The following is a 19,694-nucleotide window of genomic DNA, read 5'->3' on the forward strand; positions in this document are numbered from 1 at the left end:
GCCCGGCCCGTGCCCCCGCGCTTTCCCTAACAGCCGCTCGTGGGGCCGCATCCATCGGATGCGCACCCTCTCGCGTTCACACTCTTCTGCTCATACTCTCGTCCGGCTATGCCCGCGTCACCAGCGGCCGAGTGCGACCGAGAGCACCGCGATCGCGGCCGGACCGGCGGTCGAGGTGCGCAGCACCGTCCGCCCCAGCAGCATCCGCTCCGCGCCGGCATCCGAGAGTCGAGCGAGCTCGTCGTCGGCGATACCGCCCTCGGGACCGACCACCAGCACGAGGTCACGGTCGTCGGGCTCGAGGTCCGACAGGCGCGTCGGCGCACCCGGATCGAGCAGAAGCATCCGTTGCGTCGAGGCGCGAACGGCGAGTTCGGCCGTCGTCACGGGAGTCGAGACCTCCGGAACCCAGGAGCGGTGCGCCTGCTTCGCCGCCTCACGGACGATGGTCGCCCAGCGCTCGCGTCCCTTCACGGCCTTCGGCCCGTCCCACCGCGAGACGCTGCGGCCCGCCTGCCACGGCACGATCTCGTCGACGCCGAGCTCGCACGCGGCCTGCACGGCGAGCTCGTCGCGATCGCCCTTCGCCAGAGCCTGCACCAGAACGATCCGGGGCCGCGGCGCAGGCTCTTCGGAGCGAGACGACACACGGACGTCGACCGATGACGGCGAGACCTGCTCGGCGACGCCGGTGAGCCAGACTCCCGCCCCGTCGCCGATCGTCACGGACTCGCCGATGCGGAGTCGGCGGACGACAGCGGCGTGCTTGGCCTCGCCTCCCGTGAGCGTCACGACGTCGCCGACCGCGGCGTCGGAGGCGGACGCGAGCAGGAAGTGCAGAGCCATCGGTGCCCCGATCAGTGCGTACGGAAGCGGTCGCGGAGCTTCGAGAACAGGCCCTGCTGGAACTGCGCCAGCTGGGGTCCCGGAGCCTTGGTCTTCTTGGCGAAGTCCTCGATGAGCGCGCGCTGCGCCGAATCGAGCTTCGTAGGCGTGACCACCTGCACCCCCACCCTCAGGTCACCGCGCTGAGTGCCGCGCAGGGGCGTGATGCCACGCCCCTTGATCGTCAGCACGTCGCCGGACTGCACGCCGGACCGGATCTCCAGCTCGACCTCTCCGTCGAGTCCCTGGATCGTCGTCTCGGTGCCGAGCACGGCATCCGGCATCGACACCTCGAGGGTCGCGAGCAGGTCATCGCCGTCGCGGCTGAAGGACGGGTGCGGGTTGACCGTGACCTCGACGTACAGGTCGCCGTGCGGGCCGCCCGCCTTGCCGACCTCTCCGGAGCCGGGCAGCTGCAGACGCAGTCCGGTCTCCACACCGGCGGGGATGTCCAGCGAGACGGTGCGGCGGGAGCGCACGCGTCCCTGTCCCCCGCACGTGCCGCAGGGGTACGGAATCGTCGTTCCGTAGCCCTCGCAGGTGCCGCAGGGCTGAGAGGTGACGACGTTGCCGAGCAGGCTGCGCACCTGTCGCTGCACGTGTCCGGATCCGCCGCAGATGTCGCAGGTGACCGGCGAGGTGCCCTCCTGGCAGCACGATCCGTTGCACGTCTCGCAGAGCACGGCCGTGTCGACCTCGATGTCCCGGTGGGCGCCGAAGACCACGTCGCCCAGGTCGAGAGTGACGCGAACGAGTGCATCCTGTCCGCGCTCCCGTCGTGACCGCGGACGTGCTCCGCGTCCGCCGCCCTGACCGGCGCCGAAGAACGTCTCGAAGATGTCGCCGAAACCGCCGAAACCGCTGAAGTTCCCGGCTGCTCCGTCTCCACCGCCCATGTCGTACCGACGGCGGGAGTCGTCGTCGCTCAGCACGTCGTACGCGTGCGTGACGAGCTTGAACTTCTCGGCCGCGTCGTCGCCGGGGTTCACGTCGGGGTGAAGCTGACGGGCGAGGCGTCGATACGCCTTCTTGATCTCGTCGGTGGAGGCGTCGCGGGAGACGCCCAATACCTCATAGTGGTCTGCCACGTTGGCCCTTCCAGGTGTGTCGTTCTATGAGCGCCCGCGTCAGCGGGACGCCTCGTCTTCGTCGAGCATCCGCGACAGATAGCGGGCCACGGCCCGCGCTGCCGCCAGGTTGCTCGGATAGTCCATGCGGGTGGGCCCCATCACGCCGACCCGCGCCATGCCGCTGGGCGCGGCGTAGTTGCTCGCGACGATCGACGCCTCGCCCAGACCGAATGATGCGTTCTCAGTGCCGATGCTGGCCGCGAGACCGTGGGAGTCGGCTTCCATCTCGCTCATCAGCCGCAGCAGGGTCACCTGCTCCTCGATCGCCTCGAGGAGCGGATGGATGCTGCCGCGGAAGTCCTGCTCGCGCCGGGCGAGTGTCGCGGCCCCCGTTATGACCAGTCGTTCCTGCCGGAATGCGCCGAGCTCTTCGATGATGATCGCCGCGAGAGCTCGCAACGCGACGTCGTCGGAATGCTCGTCCGCGGCGAGCAGCGCCTGCAGCCGATCGGCGGCGTCGCTCACCGCGCGCTGGGTGATCAGCGCCGACAGCCGCGCGCGCAGCAGCGCCATGTCGGTCTCGTCAACGTCGACCGGCAGCGGAGCCATGCGCTGCGACACTCCCCCGGCGTCGGTGACCAGCACGATGAGCAGACGATTGGGGGCCAGCGCCACGAGCTCGATGTGCGTCAGTCGTGCGCGAGCGAACGACGGGTACTGTGCGAGAGCGACCTGTCCGGTGAGCTGGGTGAGCACGCGGACGGTGCGCACCATGAGGTCGTCGAGATCGGACGGAGCCGTGAGGAAGGACTCGATCGCGGTGCGCTGCGCGACAGTGAGAGGACGCAACTGCGCGAGGTGGTCGACGAAGACGCGGTAGCCCTTGTCGGTGGGCACACGCCCCGACGAGGTGTGCGGGGCGGTGATCAGCTCTTCGTCTTCGAGCAGAGCCATGTCGTTGCGGATCGTCGCCGCCGAGACCCCGAACGAGTAGCGGTCGACGATAGACCGACTGCCGACGGGCTCGTGCGTCTCGACGTAGTCCTGCACGATCGCGCGGAGAACCTGGAGGCCTCTTTCACTGACCATCACGACTCCCTCCCTCTGGCACTCACTGACTTCGAGTGCCAATTCTACCGGTCGAGGTGGACAACGCGCTGATCGCCCTACGATGACGGGTATGAGTGTCGCGCCGCAGGTCACCGTGTCCGCCGGAATCGTGCGCGGCGAGGTTGTCGACGGGGTGCATCGATACCTCGGAATCCCGTACGCCGCCGCCCCGTTCGGGCCGAACCGCTTCCGGGCTCCTCGGTCGACTCCCGCATGGGAGGGCGTCCGCGACGCCGCGAGTTTCGGACCGACCTCTCCTCAGCATCCGTACCCCGGCGCCATCGGCGATCTGCTCGGTTCGGTCGAGATCCCCGGAGACGAGATCCTCTCGGTCAACATCTGGGCTCCGGACGATGCGGACGGTGCACCGGTCGTCCTCTGGATCCACGGTGGCGCACTCGAGCGCGGCACCGCCGCACTCCCCCTGTACGACGGATCCGGGTTCGCTCGGGCGGGCATCGTGTTCGCCTCGATCAACTACCGCCTGGGATCCGAGGGCTTCTCGGTGCTCACGGGGGCTCCCCGGAACCTGGGACTCCAGGACGCCGCCGCGGGACTCGCCTGGGTGCACGAGGAGATCGCGTCGTTCGGCGGCGATCCCTCGCAGATCACCGTCATGGGCGAATCCGCCGGCGGCGCCATTGTCGCCGGTCTGCTCGCCGTCGCCTCGTCGCGGGAGCTGATCGCGCGGGCGATCATCGAATCCGGACCACTCGAGGCGCAGACCGCGAAGAAGGCCGGGCGCGTCACGGCGCAGCTGGCGAAGCGGCTCGGCATCAGGGCCGACCGCGCGAGCTTCCTCGGAGCATCTCCCGCGAAGCTGCTCCATGCGCGACGGCAGCAGTCCTCCGGCTCCTCTCCGCTGGGTGGAGCGCCCGGATTCCAGTTCGCCGTGGACGCCGAGTCGCTGCCTCGCTCGCCCCACGAGGTGCTCGCCGACACGGACCTGCCCCTGCTCATCGGAAGCAACACCGATGAATACCGACTCTGGTTCCCTCCGGCTGCGCTGGCGGGAATCAGCGAGGCGAAGCTCTTGCTCGCACGACTCGCTCTGCGGATCCCGCGAAAAGCGGTCGCGGCCTATCGATCGACCTTCCCCGGTGCCTCCACCGGCGAGATCTTCGGTCAGCTCGCCACCGACATCATGCTCCGCGCGCCGCTGACCCGACTGGCGCTGGCGCGTCACGCACCCACGTTCGTCTACGAGTTCGCATGGCAGAGTCGAGTCCGCGACCTGCGTGCGGCGCACGCCCTGGAGCTCGGCTTCGTGTTCGATCGCCTCGGCGACCCCGAGGCGCAGCGGCTCGCCGGACAGGATGCCCCGCAGAGACTCGCGGACGAGATGCACAGAGCATGGATCTCATTCATCAAGACCGGCAACCCCGGGTGGCCGGAGTTCGGCACGGAGAGGACCACGCGCCTGTTCGACACCGAGAGCTCCACCGTCACGCAGCGCCGGACGGACGCCCTCGACATGCTGCCATAGCGGTCCGCCGGCAGTATCAGTCGGTGAGCTCGCGCACGACCGCATCGGCGAGCAGGCGTCCGCGAAGGGTGAGCTGCACCCTGCCCCGCACCGCCGCGCCGGGGTCGACGAGACCGTCGGCGATCAGCCCGGCGACGCGCGTGCGACGCTCCGCGGGCAGGTCGGCGATCGCGATCCCTTCACGGATGCGGCTCAGCAGCAGGACCCGCTCCAGGGTGCGCGACGCCTCGTCCGGCCGCTCCGTGCCCGCGGCGGGCGACTCGGCGGCGGCGAGCCGCTGGGCGTAGGCGGCGGGATGCTTGACGTTCCACCAGCGCAGACCAGCGACGTGGCTGTGCGCACCGGGCCCGAAACCCCACCAGTCGTTGCCCCGCCAGTAGGCGAGGTTGTGCCGGGACCGCTGCTGCTCGGACCGCGACCAGTTGCTCACCTCGTACCAGTCGAAACCGGCGGCGGCGAGACGGGCGTCGGCCAGCTCGTACATGTCGGCCTGCAGGTCGTCGTCGGGGGCGGGCACCTCGCCGCGGCGGATCTGACGGGCGAGCTTGGTGCCATCCTCGATGATCAGCGCGTAGGCGGAGACGTGATCGGAGTCCAGCGCGAGCGCCGCATCGAGCGAGGCCTCCCAGTCGCCGAGCGTCTCCCCCGGAGCGCCGTAGATGAGGTCGACGCTCACCGCGAGCCCCGCCTCCTTCGCCGCGGCGACGGCCGTCGTGACGTTGTCGGGGTGGTGCGTCCGGTCCAGCGCCGCCAGCACGTGCGGCACGGCCGACTGCATGCCGATGGAGAGGCGCGTGACTCCTGCATCCGCCAGCGTGCGCGCCACCTGCGGCGTCACCGTGTCGGGATTCGCCTCGACGGTGACCTCGGCCCCGTCCACCAGCCCGAAGGCGTCCGTCGCCGCATCGAGCATCCGCGCGAGGTCGCCGGGCGGGAGCAGCGTGGGCGTGCCTCCGCCGAAGAACACCGTGTCCATCGCACGGAGGGCACCGGCATCGGCGAGCACCCGTCGTGCGAGGTCGATCTCGCCGATCAGCGTCGTGGCGTAGTCCTCCTGCTTCGCTCCGCGGAGCTCGCTCGACGTGTACGTGTTGAAGTCGCAGTAGCCGCACCGGACACGGCAGAACGGCACGTGCAGGTATGCCGAGAAGGGCACTGCGGGGTCGACGGAGAGATCCGACGGCAGGTGCCCGTCGGTCGGGGCCGGGTCTCCGAGCGGCAGAGGACCGGCCATCAGTGACGCACGGCCATCAGACCGGAGTCGCGTAGAGCGGCGAGATGGCCCGCAGGTAGCGGGAGAAGAGCTCTCGGCGGCGACGCTTCACCAGCGGAGGCACGAGGCGGTAGAGCAGGGAGTTCGGCGCATCGAAGGCGCGCACCGAGAACCAGACCTCGTCGTTGTCCTCGCGCCAGTCGATGTCGAAGGACTCCTCACCGCGCACGACGGAACCGCCGACCGTGCCCAGCACGAAGCCGATGCGGCGCTTCTCCTCGGTGACCGAGATGACGCGCAGCTCGGCATCCGCGCGCATGCCCGCGACCCGTCCGTGCAGCTTCAGGGTCATGCCCGGGCCGGCGAACGGCGTGCCCTCGGCATCGAAGCGCTGTTCGACGTCGTTCTTGCTCGGCGCGATCGGGGTGCCCTCCGCGTCGAAGCTCACGCCGGCGTACGCCGGACCCGGTGCCGGCCGCACATCGTCGACTTTCAGTCCGGATGCCCGCTGCGCGGTCCACGTGAGAAGCGACTCGCCCGCGGACTGGAACCGCTCGAAGCCGCTCCCGATCCGCCACGAGTTCTCCGCCGGGAGGCTGCGCTCCGGCGGGTACTGCATCAGATCGGGCGCGTGGGTCGCACCCACGGCCGCATAGTCCACCGTGTCGTCTCGGAAAGTCCCGCGCCGCATGAGAACCAGCCTACTTGTCGTTGTCTGGACGATCACCCTCACGCGCCGAGCCCCGCCCGACGCGCGAGCCCACTACTTCTTGTCCTTGCCCTCGACGTCGCCGGAGAGCGCCGCGATGAACGCCTCCTGCGGGACCTCGACGCGGCCGACCATCTTCATGCGCTTCTTGCCCTCCTTCTGCTTCTCGAGGAGCTTCCGCTTGCGGCTGATGTCACCGCCGTAGCACTTGGCGAGCACGTCCTTGCGCAGCGCCCTGATCGTCTCGCGGGCGATGATCCTGGCGCCGATGGCGGCCTGGATCGGCACCTCGAAGTTCTGGCGAGGGATGAGCTTGCGCAGTCGCTCCGTCATGAGCGTGCCGTAGGCATAGGCCTTGTCTCGGTGGACGATCGAGCTGAACGCGTCGACCTTGTCGCCCTGCAGCAGGATGTCGACCTTCACGAGGTCCGCTTCCTGCTGTCCGGCGGGCTCGTAGTCGAGCGAGGCGTAGCCCTGGGTCTTGGACTTGAGCTGGTCGAAGAAGTCGAAGACGATCTCTCCGAGCGGCATCATGTAGCGCAGCTCGACCCGCTCCTCGGAGAAGTACTCCATGCCCAGCAGCGCGCCGCGGCGTGTCTGGCACAGCTCCATGACGGTTCCGACGTAGTCCTTCGGAAGCAGGATGGCGGTCTTCACCATGGGCTCGGACACGGAGCCGATGCGCCCGTCCGGGTACTCGCTCGGATTCGTGACCGTCACGGTCTCGCCCGTGTCCGAGGTGAGCACTTCGTAGATCACACTGGGCGCCGTGGTGATGAGGTCGAGGCCGAACTCGCGCTCCAGGCGCTCGGTGATGATCTCGAGGTGCAGCAGACCGAGGAATCCGCAGCGGAAGCCGAACCCGAGGGCCACGGACGTCTCCGGCTCGTACTGCAGGGACGCATCGGACAGCTTGAGCTTGTCGAGCGCCTCACGGAGGTCGGCGTAGTCGCTGCCGTCGATCGGGTAGACACCCGAGAACACCATCGGCTTGGGGTCGGTGTAGCCGGGGAGAGCCTCGGTCGCGGGCTTGCGCGCCGTCGTGATCGTGTCTCCGACCTTCGAGAGGCGCACGTCCTTCACTCCCGTGATGAGATAGCCGACCTCGCCGACACCGAGCCCCTTCGTGGGCACGGGCTCCGGGCTCGACACACCGACCTCGAGCGCCTCGTGAGTCGCGCCCGTGGACATCATCTGGATGCGCTCGCGCGGAGACAGGCCGCCGTCGATCATGCGGACGTAGGTGACGACACCGCGGTACGCGTCGTACACGGAGTCGAAGATCATCGCGCGCGCCGGCGCGTCGGCGTCGCCGACCGGGGCCGGGATGTCCCGCACGAGGCGGTCGAGGAGCTCCTCGACGCCCACGCCGGTCTTGCCGGACACACGCAGGACGTCTTCGGGCTTGCCGCCGATGAGGGAGGCGAGTTCCTTGGCGTACTTGTCCGGATCGGCCGCGGGCAGGTCGATCTTGTTCAGCACCGGGATGATGTGCAGATCGTTCTCGAGCGCCAGGTACAGGTTCGCCAGCGTCTGGGCCTCGATGCCCTGTGCCGCGTCGACGAGCAGGATCGCGCCCTCGCAGGCGGCGAGAGAACGCGACACCTCATAGGTGAAGTCGACGTGGCCGGGGGTGTCGATCATGTTGAGGGCGAACACCTCCTCCGGTCCCTGTCCGTCACGAAGGGCCCACGGCATCCGCACCGCCTGGCTCTTGATGGTGATGCCGCGCTCGCGCTCGATGTCCATGCGGTCCAGGTACTGGGCGCGCATGTCGCGATCCGAGACCACGCCGGTGATCTGGAGCATGCGGTCGGCGAGGGTCGACTTGCCGTGGTCGATGTGGGCGATGATGCAGAAGTTGCGGATCTGCTTCGCGGGCGTCGCGGCAGGCTGAAGCGGAGTGAGAGCGCGTGGTGACATGTCCCGTCGATTCTACGGTGAGGCGAGGCTAATGCCCGATTCACCAGATCCGGTGTTAGTCTTCCGAGGTTGCCCGGGGGCCATCCGTGACACCGGATCCCGTGAGCGGTAGGACTCCGTCACAGACAAGGTGAAGGCGTCGCGTCGCGCAGATCGGCAGATGGTGATTGACTGTCTCTTCGACTCAGCGTTGCGTCGGCAGATCCCGAGCGCGTCTGAACAAGAGAAAGAATCATCACCTTGATCAAGTATCTGTTGCGTCGAGCGGTCGGCTGGTTGCTCATGATCGTGATTGCGACCAACGTCACCTACTTCCTGGCGTGGAGCTTCCTGGATCCCCGGAGCAATTACGTCGGACGACGCCCCCCGCTCAGTCCCGACGAGATCACCCGGATGCTGGAGCCGTTCAATCTGAGCGACACCGTCCCGCTGGTCGAGCGATGGTGGACCTGGTTCAGCGGCATCATCTTCCGCTGGGACTGGGGCCAGAGCCCCGTCGGTCAGTCGGTGAACGACCAGATCGCCTACCGCATGTGGGTGTCCGCAGAGCTCGTGATCGGCGCCACCATCCTCGGAGCGGTGCTCGGTATCGGACTCGGCGTCTACACCGCCTCGCGCCAGTACAAGCTGGGTGACCGCATCGGTCAGGCCACGTCCATCGTCACGATGAACATCCCGATCGTCGTCGCGGCGCTCGGCATCGTGCTGCTCGCCATCGCCTTCAATGAGTGGGTGGGTGTGCGCGTCTTCTTCGTGACGGGCGCGGGCAGCAAGGGGGTCGAGGGCTTCTTCCCCTACCTCCTCGACAAGCTGCAGCATCTGACGCTGCCGACCATCGCGCTCGTCTTCACGGGCTACGCGAACTACCACCTGCTGCAGCGCTCGCTCCTGCTGGACAACATCAAGGCCGACTATGTGCGCACCGCACGCGCGAAGGGTCTGACCAAGCAGCAGGCGATCCGCAAGCACGCACTCCGTCCCTCGCTCATCCCGGTGGCCACACAGCTCGCCTTCACGATCCCCACCGTCTTCACCGGCGCGATCCTCACGGAGTCGATCTTCGGCTGGAACGGCATGGGCAAGTACTTCATCGACACGATCAGCAAGAACGACGTGCACGGTGTGGTCGCCGTCGCGGCCTTCGGTGCCGTGCTCACCGCCATCGGCGCGATCCTCGCGGACATCGCCGTCGTCGCCCTCGATCCGCGAGTGAGAGTGAGCTGACATGACCACGGAAATGATCGACCCCACGCTGCACCCGGATGAGCCTCAGGTGCCGGCCGCTGTCCAGCGCAAACGGATGTCGACCTTCAACCTCTACTACCGCCGCTTCATGCGGAACAGGCCAGCGGTCTTCGGAGTCTTCGTCTTCATCGCCCTCGTGCTCTTCTCGATCATCGGGCCTCTGGTCGCCAAGTACGACCACATCTACCTCGACTTCCTGAACCTCGGCACCCCGCCGTCGGCCGAGCACTGGTTCGGCACGACTCCGGCCGGCAACGACCTGTTCGCTCAGGCGTCGATCGGGCTGCAGCGCTCACTCATGATCGCCGTCACGGTGTCGGTCGGCACGACAGTCCTCTCGGCCATCGTCGGCACGGCTGCGGCCTACTTCGGCGGACGCGTCGAGCGTTGGACCCTGCTCCTCATCCACTTCCTCATGGTGATCCCGACCTTCCTGATCCTCGCGCTGGTGTCGAACACCGCCGGCGGCGACTGGCGGGTCATCGCGCTCGCGCTCATCTTCATCGGCTGGTTCTTCCAGGCCAGGGTGATCTGGACCATGGCGCTCTCCCTTCGTGAGAGGGAGTACGTGGAGGCCGCCCGATACATGGGTGTGCGCGGAATGAGGATCGTCATGCGACACCTCATCCCGAACATCGGATCGCTGCTCGTCATCAACTTCACCCTCGGAGTCGTGGCGGCCGTCATGACCGAGACCGGACTGTCGTTCATCGGCTTCGGCGTCAAGATCCCCGACGTGTCACTCGGCTCGCTCATCGGCAGCGGCGCCAACAGCATCACCAGCGCGCCGTGGCTGTTCTACTTCCCCGCCATCGCCCTCGTCATGCTCACCGTCTCGATGGCGCTCGTGGCTGATGGACTGCGCGACGCGCTCGATCCCACCTCTGCGGCAGGAGGCCGCGCATGAGCACCTACTCTGCAACCACAGTCCTTTCCGTCCGAGACCTGAGCGTCAGCTTCCCCTCCGAAGCGGGTCGCGTCGACGCCGTGCGCGGCGTCTCCTTCGACCTCGAGGCGGGCAAGACGCTCGGCATCGTGGGCGAGTCCGGATCGGGCAAGTCGGTCACGTCCCTGGCGATCATGGGCCTGCTCGACGACAACGCGAAGGTCACCGGCTCGATCGTCTTCGACGGCCAGGAGCTGCTCGGCAAGAGCGACAAGCAGATGTCGATGATCCGCGGCAACGGCATGACGATGGTGTTCCAGGATCCGCTCACCTCGCTCACCCCGGTGTTCACGATCGGCGACCAGCTGATCGAGGCGCTCACGGTGCACCGCAACCTCTCGAAGCGCGAGTCCTGGGATCGATCCGTCGAACTGCTCACCCTGGTCGGGATTCCCGAGCCGGAGAAGCGGATGAAGTCCTTCCCGCACGAATTCTCGGGCGGTATGCGTCAGCGCGTCGTGATCGCGATCGCGATGGCGAACAACCCGAAGCTGATCATCTGCGACGAGCCGACGACCGCTCTCGACGTCACGATCCAGGCGCAGATCCTCGATCTGATCGAGAAGGCGCAGGGCGAGACGGGTGCCGCGGTGATCATGATCACCCACGACATGGGTGTGGTCGCGCGCACCGCCGACGATGTCATCGTGATGTACGCCGGCAAACCCGTCGAGCACGCCGAGGCGCGGGAGCTGTTCCACCGCACCCGGATGCCGTACTCGATCGGACTCCTCGGCGCGATCCCCCGCGTCGACAAGTCGGAGAAGCAGCCCCTCGTCCCGATCAAGGGCAACCCGCCGTTGCTCATCGATCTGCCGGACGCCTGTCCGTTCGCCGACCGGTGCCCCATCGTCATGGACGCGTGCCGCACGCGGGAGCCCGAGCTGCTGCCCGTCACCACCGGAACGGATGCCGCGCACAGCGCCGCATGCATCCGTGCGAACGAGATCGAGGACGGCGGTCTGATCGGCGGTCTGCCGGTGTTCCCCATTCCGGTGATCCCCGAGAGCGACCTGACGCGCACTCCGCGCGAGCAGCGACCGGTGACCCTCGAGGTCCGCAATCTCAACAAGACCTTCTCGCTGATGAAGGGCGCCATCTTCAAGCGCAAGGTCGGCGAGGTGCACGCGGTCAAGGGCCTCACCTTCGATGTTCGCGAGGGCGAGACGATGGCCATCGTCGGTGAGTCCGGGTCGGGCAAGACCACGACGCTGCTGCAGATCATGGACTTCGCCAAGCAGGACGACGGCGACATCATCGTGGCCGGCACCAGCGTCGGATCGATCACGAGCGGCAAGCAGGAGCGAGCGCTGAGGCGCGATATCCAGATCGTCTTCCAGGACCCGATGGGCGCCCTCGACCCGCGTATGACCGTGAGCGCGATCATCGCCGAGCCGATGATCGCCATCGGTGTCAAGCGAGAAGACGCTCACCGTCGAGTCCAGGAGCTGATGGACCTCGTGGGGCTGAACCCGGCGCACCTCGACCGGTTCCCCGGAGCGTTCTCCGGCGGACAGCGACAGCGCATCGGCATCGCCCGTGCACTCTCGACGAATCCGAAGATCGTCGTCCTCGACGAGCCGGTATCCGCGCTCGACGTCTCCATCCAGGCCGGCGTCATCAACCTCCTCGATGAGCTGAAGGTCAAGCTCGGCCTGTCGTACCTGTTCGTCGCACACGACCTCTCGGTGGTCCGTCACATCGCCGACCGCGTCGCTGTCATGTACCTCGGCGAGTTCGTCGAGCACGGCGATGTCGACGACGTGTTCGACAACCCCCAGCACCCCTACACGCAAGCGCTGCTGTCGGCGATCCCCGTCCCGGACCCCGACATCGAGCGCAGTCGTCAGCGCGTGGTCTTCGATGCGGAGACGATGTCGACCCGACCGCTCGTCTCCTGAGCTGCCCCGGTCACTGTCCGATAACGGTTACGGGATATTCACTCGTGCACCCGAGCCTTTCGGGCGAAAGCGAACTAATCTCCCATCTATGACTACGCCGAAAGGCGAAAGGAGCACCATGAAAGGCACCACGAAGCTGATGGGCGTTATCGCTCTCAGCGGCGCCCTGGCACTCGCGATCAGCGGATGTGCAGCAGGCGGCACGAGCGGAACCGATGGCGGCAACGAGCCCCAGGAGACCAAGTCTGCGGATTACAACCCGCAGCCCCGCGAGAACCTGAAGGAAGGAGGCGAGGTCCACTTCGGCATCAACGAGATCACTCCGCAGATGAACCCGTTCAACGGCAACGCCAGCGCTGACACGACGCGCCTCGCCCAGTGGTACAACCCGCAGGTGTTCCTGATGTCGCCCGAGGGCGAAGTCTCGGCGAACCCGGCATACCTCGACGACTGGGACATCAGCGAGAAGGACGGCAAGACCGTCATCACGATGAAGGTCAACGAGAAGGCTGTCTGGAACGACGGCACGCCGATCGACTACACCGCGTTCGCAGCCACCTGGAAGGCGAACAGCGGCGAAGACGAGGCCTACGAGGCCAGCGCGACCGACGGCTACAAGGAGATCGAATCGGTCGAGCCCGGCGAGACCGACAAGGACGTCATCGTGACGTTCAAGGGCGAGTTCGCCTGGCCGAGCATGCCGTTCCTCACCGGCATCCTGAACCCGGCGGTCGACTCGCCGGAGGTCTTCAACACGGCGTACATCGAGAACGCGCACCCCGAGTGGGGCGCCGGTCCGTACAAGCTGACCGACTTCGACATCAACGGCCAGACCGTCACCTTCGAGCCGAACGAGAAGTGGTGGGGCAACGCACCGCTGCTCGACAAGGTGACCTTCACGGGCCTCGACGCCTCCGCCTCGATCAACGCCTTCAAGAACGGCGAGATCGACATGGTCGGCACCAACACGAAGGATCGCCTGGCACAGGTCGCCGACATGAAGGACGTCACGACCTACCGTTCGCAGCAGACCGCCAAGACGATCATCATCCTGGACGCCGAGAAGCCGCAGCTGAAGGACATCGCCGTACGCCAGGCGTTCTTCATGGCGATCGACATCGACCAGCAGAAGCAGATCGCGTGGAACGGCCTCGACTACGAGGAAGCTCCCGCCGGCTCGCTGAACATGTACGACTTCCAGGACGGATACAAGGACTCGTTCTCCGAGGCCGGCCTGAAGTTCGACGTCGACGCCGCCAAGAAGCTGCTGGACGACGCCGGCTGGACCGAGGGCTCAGACGGCATCCGCGAGAAGGATGGTGTCAAGCTCGAGATCGTCTACCCGGTTCACAGCGATGACCCGACGATCGAGGCCCTCGCCAAGGCGCTGCAGCAGCAGGAGAAGGCCATCGGCATCGACCTGCAGATCGAGAAGCGCGCACCCGCGGACTTCTCGACCGACTTCAGCACGAAGAACTGGGACGGATTCTCGCTGCGGTTCACCGACTCCGACCCGTTCGGACCGCTGTACTTCTGCCAGCTCTACTGCTCCGACAGCAGCCTGAACCTGTCCGGAACCGGCACCGCCGAGATCGACGAGAAGATCAAGGACCAGGTCGAGTCGCAGACGACGGCCGAGGACTGGACCGCCGCGACGATGAAGCTCGAGCCGGAGATCATCAAGGAGACCTGGGGCGTCATCCCGCTCTACAACGGTCCCTCGATCTCCACGGTCAAGGACGGCCTCGCCAACCTGACCCCCGAGCCCTACGTCGGACTGGACCTCTTCGGAGTGTCTCCGGTCGAGAACGTCGGCTGGGAGAAGTAACTCCTCTCTACGAAGCGGGGTCGGTGGTCATCCACCGGCCCCGCTTTCTCTATGCTGAACGCGTGAGCGTCCAGATCGTCCTCGTGCACGGCATCCGCACGTCCGCGACCATGTGGCGCTCGCAGCTCGCCTTTCTCCGCGAGCAGGGCATCCCCGCCGTCGCGGTGGATCTGCCCGGGCACGGCTCGCGGATGGCCGAGGACTTCACCCTCCATGAAGCACTGCACACGATCGATGTCGCGGTGCGCGATGCCGCGACCCGCGGGCCCGTGCTCCTGGTCGGTCATTCGATGGGCGGTCTGCTCTGCCTGGCCTACGTCGGAGGTGCCGATGCTCCCCGTGTCGCGGGTCTGATCGCCGCGTCGTGCACGTCACTCCCCCGCGGCGCGGGGCTGGCGGCCTACCGCGCGATCGCCCGCGCCGTCGACAGACTGCCTGACCGGGGCATGTGGATCACCGCGCGCATCCTCGAGGCGACCATCCCCGAGGAGACGCGCTCCGACTTCGCTGCGGGCGGCTACGCCCTCGACACCCAGGACACGGCGCTGCGCACCCTCGCCGCTCTCGATCTCGCGACCGCGGTGTCCAGGATCGATGTGCCGCTGTGGTTCGTCAACGGACAGTGGGATCAGCTGCGGGTCAATGAGGCGCTGTTCCGCCGTCTCGCGCCGCATGCCGATCTCATCGTCGTCCCCCGCACCACTCACCTGGTCACCGCGATGCGGCCGCAGATCTTCAACGCCGTGCTGCGTCTGGCCATCGCGACCATCGAGAGGGATGCCGGCGATCATCGCTGAGGTCCGCAGACACCAAGTGCCGCCGGTGCCGAAGGCTGTGGCGGCGGCGGTGATTCAGCTGATGGAGTCCGACTCGCCCAAGGGTTCGCACTCGTCGAACTCGCTCGACATCGGCACTGCGCCCACCGATCGGGACAGCAGCGCGACCGTGCCGATCGACAGCAGAAGAACGGCAGCCACGCCGAAGGCGACCTCGTAGCCGAGGGCGTCGAGGAGAGCCCCCGCGAGGAGCGGAGCAGGAGCGACGAGCACAGCCGTGACGAGGGTGCTCGCAGACAGGACGCGCCCACGAAGCTCGTCCGGGATCTGCAATGCGAGATACGACCCCTGCACAGCGTTGAGGGGGATGATGGGAAGCGATGCCAGGAGCCCGAGCATCGCGATCATCCACGGATCCCGAGTGAGCATCGCCGCCCCGACCGCGATGCCTATCGTGTAGATGGACATTCGGATGATGCGTGCTCCGGTGAGGCGCGGCAGCATCCCCATCAGAAGCAACGCACCGAGAAGGACCCCGACGCCCTGGAAGGTCTGGATCACCCCGATCTGCCACGGTGGTGTGCCGAGCTGCTGTTGGCTCAGGATGATGGTCATTCCGCTCAGCGCGAGCGAGAGGTTCACCCCTGCGATGAGGAGGACGAGTGTGCGCGGCTGTCGCCAGCGGAGCAACCACCGGATCCCCGCGGTCCACGAAGGCCTCGCGAGGCCAGCCTGTCGGCCCGGGATGAAGCTGCCTCTCAAGGACAGCGCCGCGGCCATCTGCCCTGCCCGTGCGATGGCGGACACGATGAACGGAAGAGACGGGTGCACTCCGAAGAGCAGCCCTGAGAGCGGTGACGCACCGAGCTGCAGCCCGGCGTCGCGTCCCTCGTTGGCGGCCGTCGCCTCGGGAAGGAGGTCGCCCGTGACGATTTGCGGCAGAATCACGTCGGTCAGGTTCTCGAAGGCTCCCGCCACAGCCCCCGTTCCGATCGCGAGCGCGAGCAGCAACGCGACCGACATGGTGCCCGCCCACAGGAGGCCGGCGACGAGCAGCCATAAGAGTGCTGCAACGGCTGCCGCAACCACGAGCAGCCTTCTGCGGTCTTTGTGATCCATCAACACGCCACCGGGCAGAAGCATCAGACACTGTGCTGCGGCGGATGCTGAGCCGATGATGCCAGCTGTCAAGACATCGCCGGCGACCTGATAACCGAGAAGTGTGAACGCGAACGCGCCGACGAAGGTGCCGACTTGATTCAACGAGTCCCCGAGGAACCACACGCGATACTGGCGAGATCCCCACAGCCTGCGCCGCAGTGCTCGCTCATGCGTGCCGTCCGCTCCGGGTGGCGTCTTCGCGGCATCGTGGTTCTCATCCGACACGGGGTTCACCTTCGTCGCTCCGTGATCCACAGACAGCTGGCTGTAATCACTTCACAATGCGTATGTATTCAAATGAGGACACTGCCGAAGGTACACGGACTGAGAGGAAAGTGGGCGAATCGGTCCCGGAATACCGGTGCTCTACTGCAACCATCTCCGTGGTCGAGACGCGATCACTCGCACGGGCAGGGATGACCGCTCGGCGAAGATTCGCTCAGCGCCGGGTCTGCCGGGCCAGAGCGGTGAGTGCACCACCCACGAGCGACAGCACGGCGGCGGCGACGAATACGAGCCAGAAGCCGCCGACCAGTGCGACGAGCCCCGCCCCCAGTACCGGGCCGATGAGCTGTCCGAGCGCAGCCGTCACGGAGACGATCCCGAGATCGCGCGCATGGTCCTTCTCGTCCGGGAGCAGATCAGCGGCGAACGCGAGTCCGACGGTCGAGAACGCGCCGTAGCCGAGCCCCATGAGAGCGGCGGCCACCATCGTCGCCTCGAATGTCGGCACCACGGCGATCACCACACCTGAGGCCGCCTGCACGAGCGTGGCCGCGACGGTCAGGGTGCGTCGGTCGCCGGTGCGGTCCGACAGGATGCCGGTACCCACCGCCGCGAGCACGACGAACAGCGTGTAGACGACGATCAGGAGCAGAAGGTTGTCCTGGGCGACGGTCGTCTCCTGATGCAGCCCATGCAGGAGGAAGAAGAGGAACAGGGCGGTGCCGAGCGCGTTGCCGATGTTCGTCACGAGCCGGCCGGCCAGCATCCAGGCGAAGTCCCGATCCCGCAGCGAGGCGAGCAGCCGCCGGTCGCCCCGGGCAGCCACGGGCTCGGCGGCGGCCCGTTCGGCGGTGGGTCGCACGGAGGCCGGTTCGGCGGGGGCCGGCGGGTCGGGCAGGAGCAGCGCCGCCGCCGAACCGACCACGGCGATCACGACGGCGAGCAGCAGATACCCCTCGCGGATGCCGAGGCCCAGCAGCACGACGAGGCCGACGCCGAGCACGATCCCGACCGCCTGACTCGATCCGACGGCAGCGGATGCCGCGCCGCGCTGCGTCGAGGGCAGCTGATCGGCGATCAACGCGGTGAACGCGGCGGACGACACGGCCACACCGATGGAGACGCCGACCCAGGCGCCACCGACGGCCCAGGCCCCCTCGCTGAACCCCGTGACGATCAGGAACGCGGAGGTGCACAGCACCCCGCCCAGCGCCCACGGGCGTCGACGATGGCGTCCGCGGCGGGTGCGGTCCGAGAGCGTGCCCGCGACGGGGCCCGCCACGATCCCCGCCAGCCCGCCGATGCCGAGCACGAAGCCCGAGGAGATGACTCCTGGGATCCAGTCCTCATCAGAGGTGTTGAGCTGCAGCGGGAGCAGAAGCTGCACCGGTGTCAGCTGCACCGTCCAGATCGCCAGCCACGCCAGGGTGAACACGGTCATCCACCGCGCCCCGATGCCGCGCGCCGCGCTCATCGATGTCCGCAGTGACGGTGGGGAGGGCGCATGAGGTTCCTCGGCAGGGGTCGGGATCAAAGTGTCCGGTCATGATGATCATGCACCCAGACCCCGGCCGCGCGCGATGGGACGTTCCGGATCGACACCGGCAGATCCTCCCGCAGGCGGTGTCGGGCGATGCGCCCGATTGCTGGTAGAGTTGGTTCTTGGCTTGCGTGTGGGTTCTTCCCTCACGACCGCCGTGTGGAAGCCCTCTTCTTCTGCCGGCATCTCCTAACAACTCCGTACAGAAAGCGTCCACACGTGGCAAACATCAAGTCGCAGATCAAGCGCAACAAGACCAACGACAAGGCTCACGAGCGCAACAAGGCCGTGAAGAGCGAGCTGAAGACGCACATCCGCGCAGCGCGCGCCGCTGTCGTCTCCGGCGACAAGGCTGCAGCCGAGGCTGCCCTGAAGGCTGCCTCCCGCAAGCTCGACAAGGCCGTCAGCAAGGGTGTCATCCACCAGAACCAGGCTGCGAACCGCAAGTCCTCCATCGCCAAGCAGGTTTCCGCTCTCTGAGCAGATCCACCTCGCTTGAGGGTGTGACAAGAGCCCGTCCCGTTCGCGGGGCGGGCTCTTTCGCGTGCTCGGCAGGACGCACGGATCGAGACGGCTCGGCTCTGCTCAGCGCGAGGGCCGATAGAGGTGCGACTCACTCCCCGAACGGCTGGCGGGTGGCGATGACCGTGAGCATCCGCTCGAGCGCGAAGATCGGGTCACGCGCGGCACCCTTGACCTCGGCGTCGGCACGGGCCGTCGCCTGGATCGCCATGCCGAGAGAGCGCTCATTCCATCCGGCGAGATCGCGCCGCGCGCGATCCACCTGCCAGTCCTTCATTCCCAGCCGCTGCGCGAGCTGGCGGCTGGGCTCACGGTTGCCGGCGACACGGGCCATGGTGCGCAGCTTCATGGCGAAGGCGGCGACCATCGGCACCGGATCGGCGCCGGATGCGAGTGCGTGACGGAGAGCGACGAGAGCCTCGCCGTAGCGTCCCGCGATGGCGGTGTCGGCGACGACGAACGCCGACACCTCGACGCGTCCGCCGTAGTACTTGGTCACGACCTCTTCGGTGATGTCGCCCTCGACATCACCGATCAGCTGCTGACACGCCGCGGCGAGCTCGGTGAGATCATCGGCGAAAGCCGAGACGAGAGCGCGCAGAGCAGGGGGCGCGATGCGCTTCTTCGCCGCCGCGAACTCCCCCGCTGCGAAGTCGACACGATCTCCGTCGCGCTTGATCGCCGGGCACGGGATCTCGATGCCCTCTCCGGTGCCCGCGCGGAGCGCATCGAGCAGCTTCTTGCCCCTGACGCTGGCGCCGGTGTGGCGGAGGATGACCGTGGCCCCCTCCTGGGGGTGTTCGAGATACGACACGGCCTCCTGGAGGAAGGCATCGGAGCACTTCTCCACACCGGAGACACGCACCAGACGAGGCTCGCCGAACAGAGACGGCGAGGTGAGCGACAGCAGCGTGCCCGGCGCGTAGTCGTCGGCCCGAACATCGCTCACTTCGAGTGCGGGGTCTTCGGTGCGGAGATAGTCGCGCACCCCAGCGATCGCCCGCTCGGCGCACACCTCTTCGGGACCGAAGACCAGCACGACGGGGGCCGGTCGCGGATCGCGCCACGAGACCTGAGCGATCTTGGTCGCCTTGGCGCCGCCGCGGGCGGGAGGACGAGAGGCAGCCATGCTCCCAGACTACCGGGGGTCTCCG

Annotated in this window: 16 protein-coding genes; 7 read left to right on the top strand and 9 right to left on the bottom strand. The window is 67.3% G+C overall.

The window, feature by feature from the left end:
- Positions 1-117: 117 nt before the first annotated feature.
- From ABTZ43_RS05270 to hrcA, 3 genes are read right to left on the bottom strand one after another with little or no spacing between them, the layout of a single operon-like run.
- Positions 118-846, bottom strand: a complete 729-nt coding sequence (locus tag ABTZ43_RS05270) for a 16S rRNA (uracil(1498)-N(3))-methyltransferase (protein ID WP_149422853.1) — start codon at positions 844-846, stop codon at positions 118-120.
- A gap of 11 nt (positions 847-857) precedes the next feature.
- Positions 858-1,973: a molecular chaperone DnaJ gene (gene dnaJ, locus ABTZ43_RS05275; protein ID WP_314095057.1), complete on the bottom strand. Its 1,116-nt coding sequence runs from the start codon at positions 1,971-1,973 to the stop codon at positions 858-860.
- 39 nt (positions 1,974-2,012) lie between these two features.
- Positions 2,013-3,044 (bottom strand): heat-inducible transcriptional repressor HrcA, encoded by a 1,032-nt coding sequence (gene hrcA, locus ABTZ43_RS05280; protein WP_350538074.1) that lies wholly within the window; start codon positions 3,042-3,044, stop codon positions 2,013-2,015.
- A gap of 91 nt (positions 3,045-3,135) precedes the next feature.
- Between hrcA and ABTZ43_RS05285 the strand changes: the two genes are divergently transcribed.
- Positions 3,136-4,551 (top strand): carboxylesterase/lipase family protein, encoded by a 1,416-nt coding sequence (locus ABTZ43_RS05285; RefSeq protein ID WP_350538075.1) that lies wholly within the window; start codon positions 3,136-3,138, stop codon positions 4,549-4,551.
- 16 nt (positions 4,552-4,567) lie between these two features.
- Here ABTZ43_RS05285 and hemW read toward each other — a convergent pair whose 3' ends face one another.
- The 3 genes from hemW to lepA form a co-directional block, all read right to left on the bottom strand.
- Positions 4,568-5,785 carry a radical SAM family heme chaperone HemW gene (hemW, locus tag ABTZ43_RS05290; RefSeq protein WP_314095060.1) on the bottom strand — a complete coding sequence of 406 codons (1,218 nt, stop codon included), beginning with the start codon at positions 5,783-5,785 and terminating at the stop codon, positions 4,568-4,570.
- Between the two features lie 16 nt (positions 5,786-5,801).
- A complete protein-coding gene (locus tag ABTZ43_RS05295; protein ID WP_045254603.1) occupies positions 5,802-6,455 on the bottom strand; it encodes a DUF1990 domain-containing protein in 654 nt (217 codons plus the stop codon).
- A 72-nt stretch (positions 6,456-6,527) separates the two neighbouring features.
- Positions 6,528-8,396: a translation elongation factor 4 gene (gene lepA / locus ABTZ43_RS05300; RefSeq protein WP_149422849.1), complete on the bottom strand. Its 1,869-nt coding sequence runs from the start codon at positions 8,394-8,396 to the stop codon at positions 6,528-6,530.
- A gap of 240 nt (positions 8,397-8,636) precedes the next feature.
- On the opposite strand from lepA, the gene ABTZ43_RS05305 reads away from it, so the two are divergent.
- The 5 genes from ABTZ43_RS05305 (at position 8,637) to ABTZ43_RS05325 (ending at position 15,113) form a co-directional block, all read left to right on the top strand.
- A complete protein-coding gene (locus ABTZ43_RS05305; protein WP_350538076.1) occupies positions 8,637-9,620 on the top strand; it encodes an ABC transporter permease in 984 nt (327 codons plus the stop codon).
- A gap of 1 nt (position 9,621) precedes the next feature.
- Positions 9,622-10,548 carry an ABC transporter permease gene (locus tag ABTZ43_RS05310; RefSeq protein ID WP_082068963.1) on the top strand — a complete coding sequence of 309 codons (927 nt, stop codon included), beginning with the start codon at positions 9,622-9,624 and terminating at the stop codon, positions 10,546-10,548.
- The gene (locus ABTZ43_RS05315) at positions 10,545-12,488 is read left to right on the top strand and encodes an ABC transporter ATP-binding protein (RefSeq protein WP_056418227.1); all 1,944 of its coding nucleotides are present in this window, start codon (positions 10,545-10,547) and stop codon (positions 12,486-12,488) included. The genes ABTZ43_RS05310 and ABTZ43_RS05315 overlap by 4 nt, the downstream gene beginning before the upstream one ends.
- A gap of 118 nt (positions 12,489-12,606) precedes the next feature.
- Positions 12,607-14,316 (top strand): ABC transporter family substrate-binding protein, encoded by a 1,710-nt coding sequence (locus ABTZ43_RS05320; RefSeq protein WP_056418230.1) that lies wholly within the window; start codon positions 12,607-12,609, stop codon positions 14,314-14,316.
- A 62-nt stretch (positions 14,317-14,378) separates the two neighbouring features.
- Positions 14,379-15,113: an alpha/beta fold hydrolase gene (locus ABTZ43_RS05325; protein ID WP_350538077.1), complete on the top strand. Its 735-nt coding sequence runs from the start codon at positions 14,379-14,381 to the stop codon at positions 15,111-15,113.
- Between the two features lie 54 nt (positions 15,114-15,167).
- On the opposite strand, the gene ABTZ43_RS05330 is transcribed toward ABTZ43_RS05325, so the two are convergent.
- On the bottom strand, positions 15,168-16,478 hold the full coding sequence (locus ABTZ43_RS05330) for an MFS transporter (RefSeq protein ID WP_350538078.1): 1,311 nt from the start codon (positions 16,476-16,478) through the stop codon (positions 15,168-15,170).
- Positions 16,479-16,692: 214 nt separating this feature from the next.
- Positions 16,693-17,964: an MFS transporter gene (locus ABTZ43_RS05335; protein ID WP_502885331.1), complete on the bottom strand. Its 1,272-nt coding sequence runs from the start codon at positions 17,962-17,964 to the stop codon at positions 16,693-16,695.
- A 273-nt stretch (positions 17,965-18,237) separates the two neighbouring features.
- Here ABTZ43_RS05335 and rpsT point away from each other — a divergent pair, with 273 nt between their 5' ends.
- A complete protein-coding gene (gene rpsT / locus ABTZ43_RS05340; protein WP_314095073.1) occupies positions 18,238-18,498 on the top strand; it encodes a 30S ribosomal protein S20 in 261 nt (86 codons plus the stop codon).
- 133 nt (positions 18,499-18,631) lie between these two features.
- Here rpsT and holA read toward each other — a convergent pair whose 3' ends face one another.
- The gene (gene holA, locus ABTZ43_RS05345; protein WP_045254611.1) at positions 18,632-19,669 is read right to left on the bottom strand and encodes a DNA polymerase III subunit delta; all 1,038 of its coding nucleotides are present in this window, start codon (positions 19,667-19,669) and stop codon (positions 18,632-18,634) included.
- Between the last annotated feature and the right edge of the window lie 25 nt (positions 19,670-19,694).

The organism is Microbacterium sp. NPDC097977, assembly GCF_040302605.1.
GTDB lineage: Bacteria > Actinomycetota > Actinomycetes > Actinomycetales > Microbacteriaceae > Microbacterium.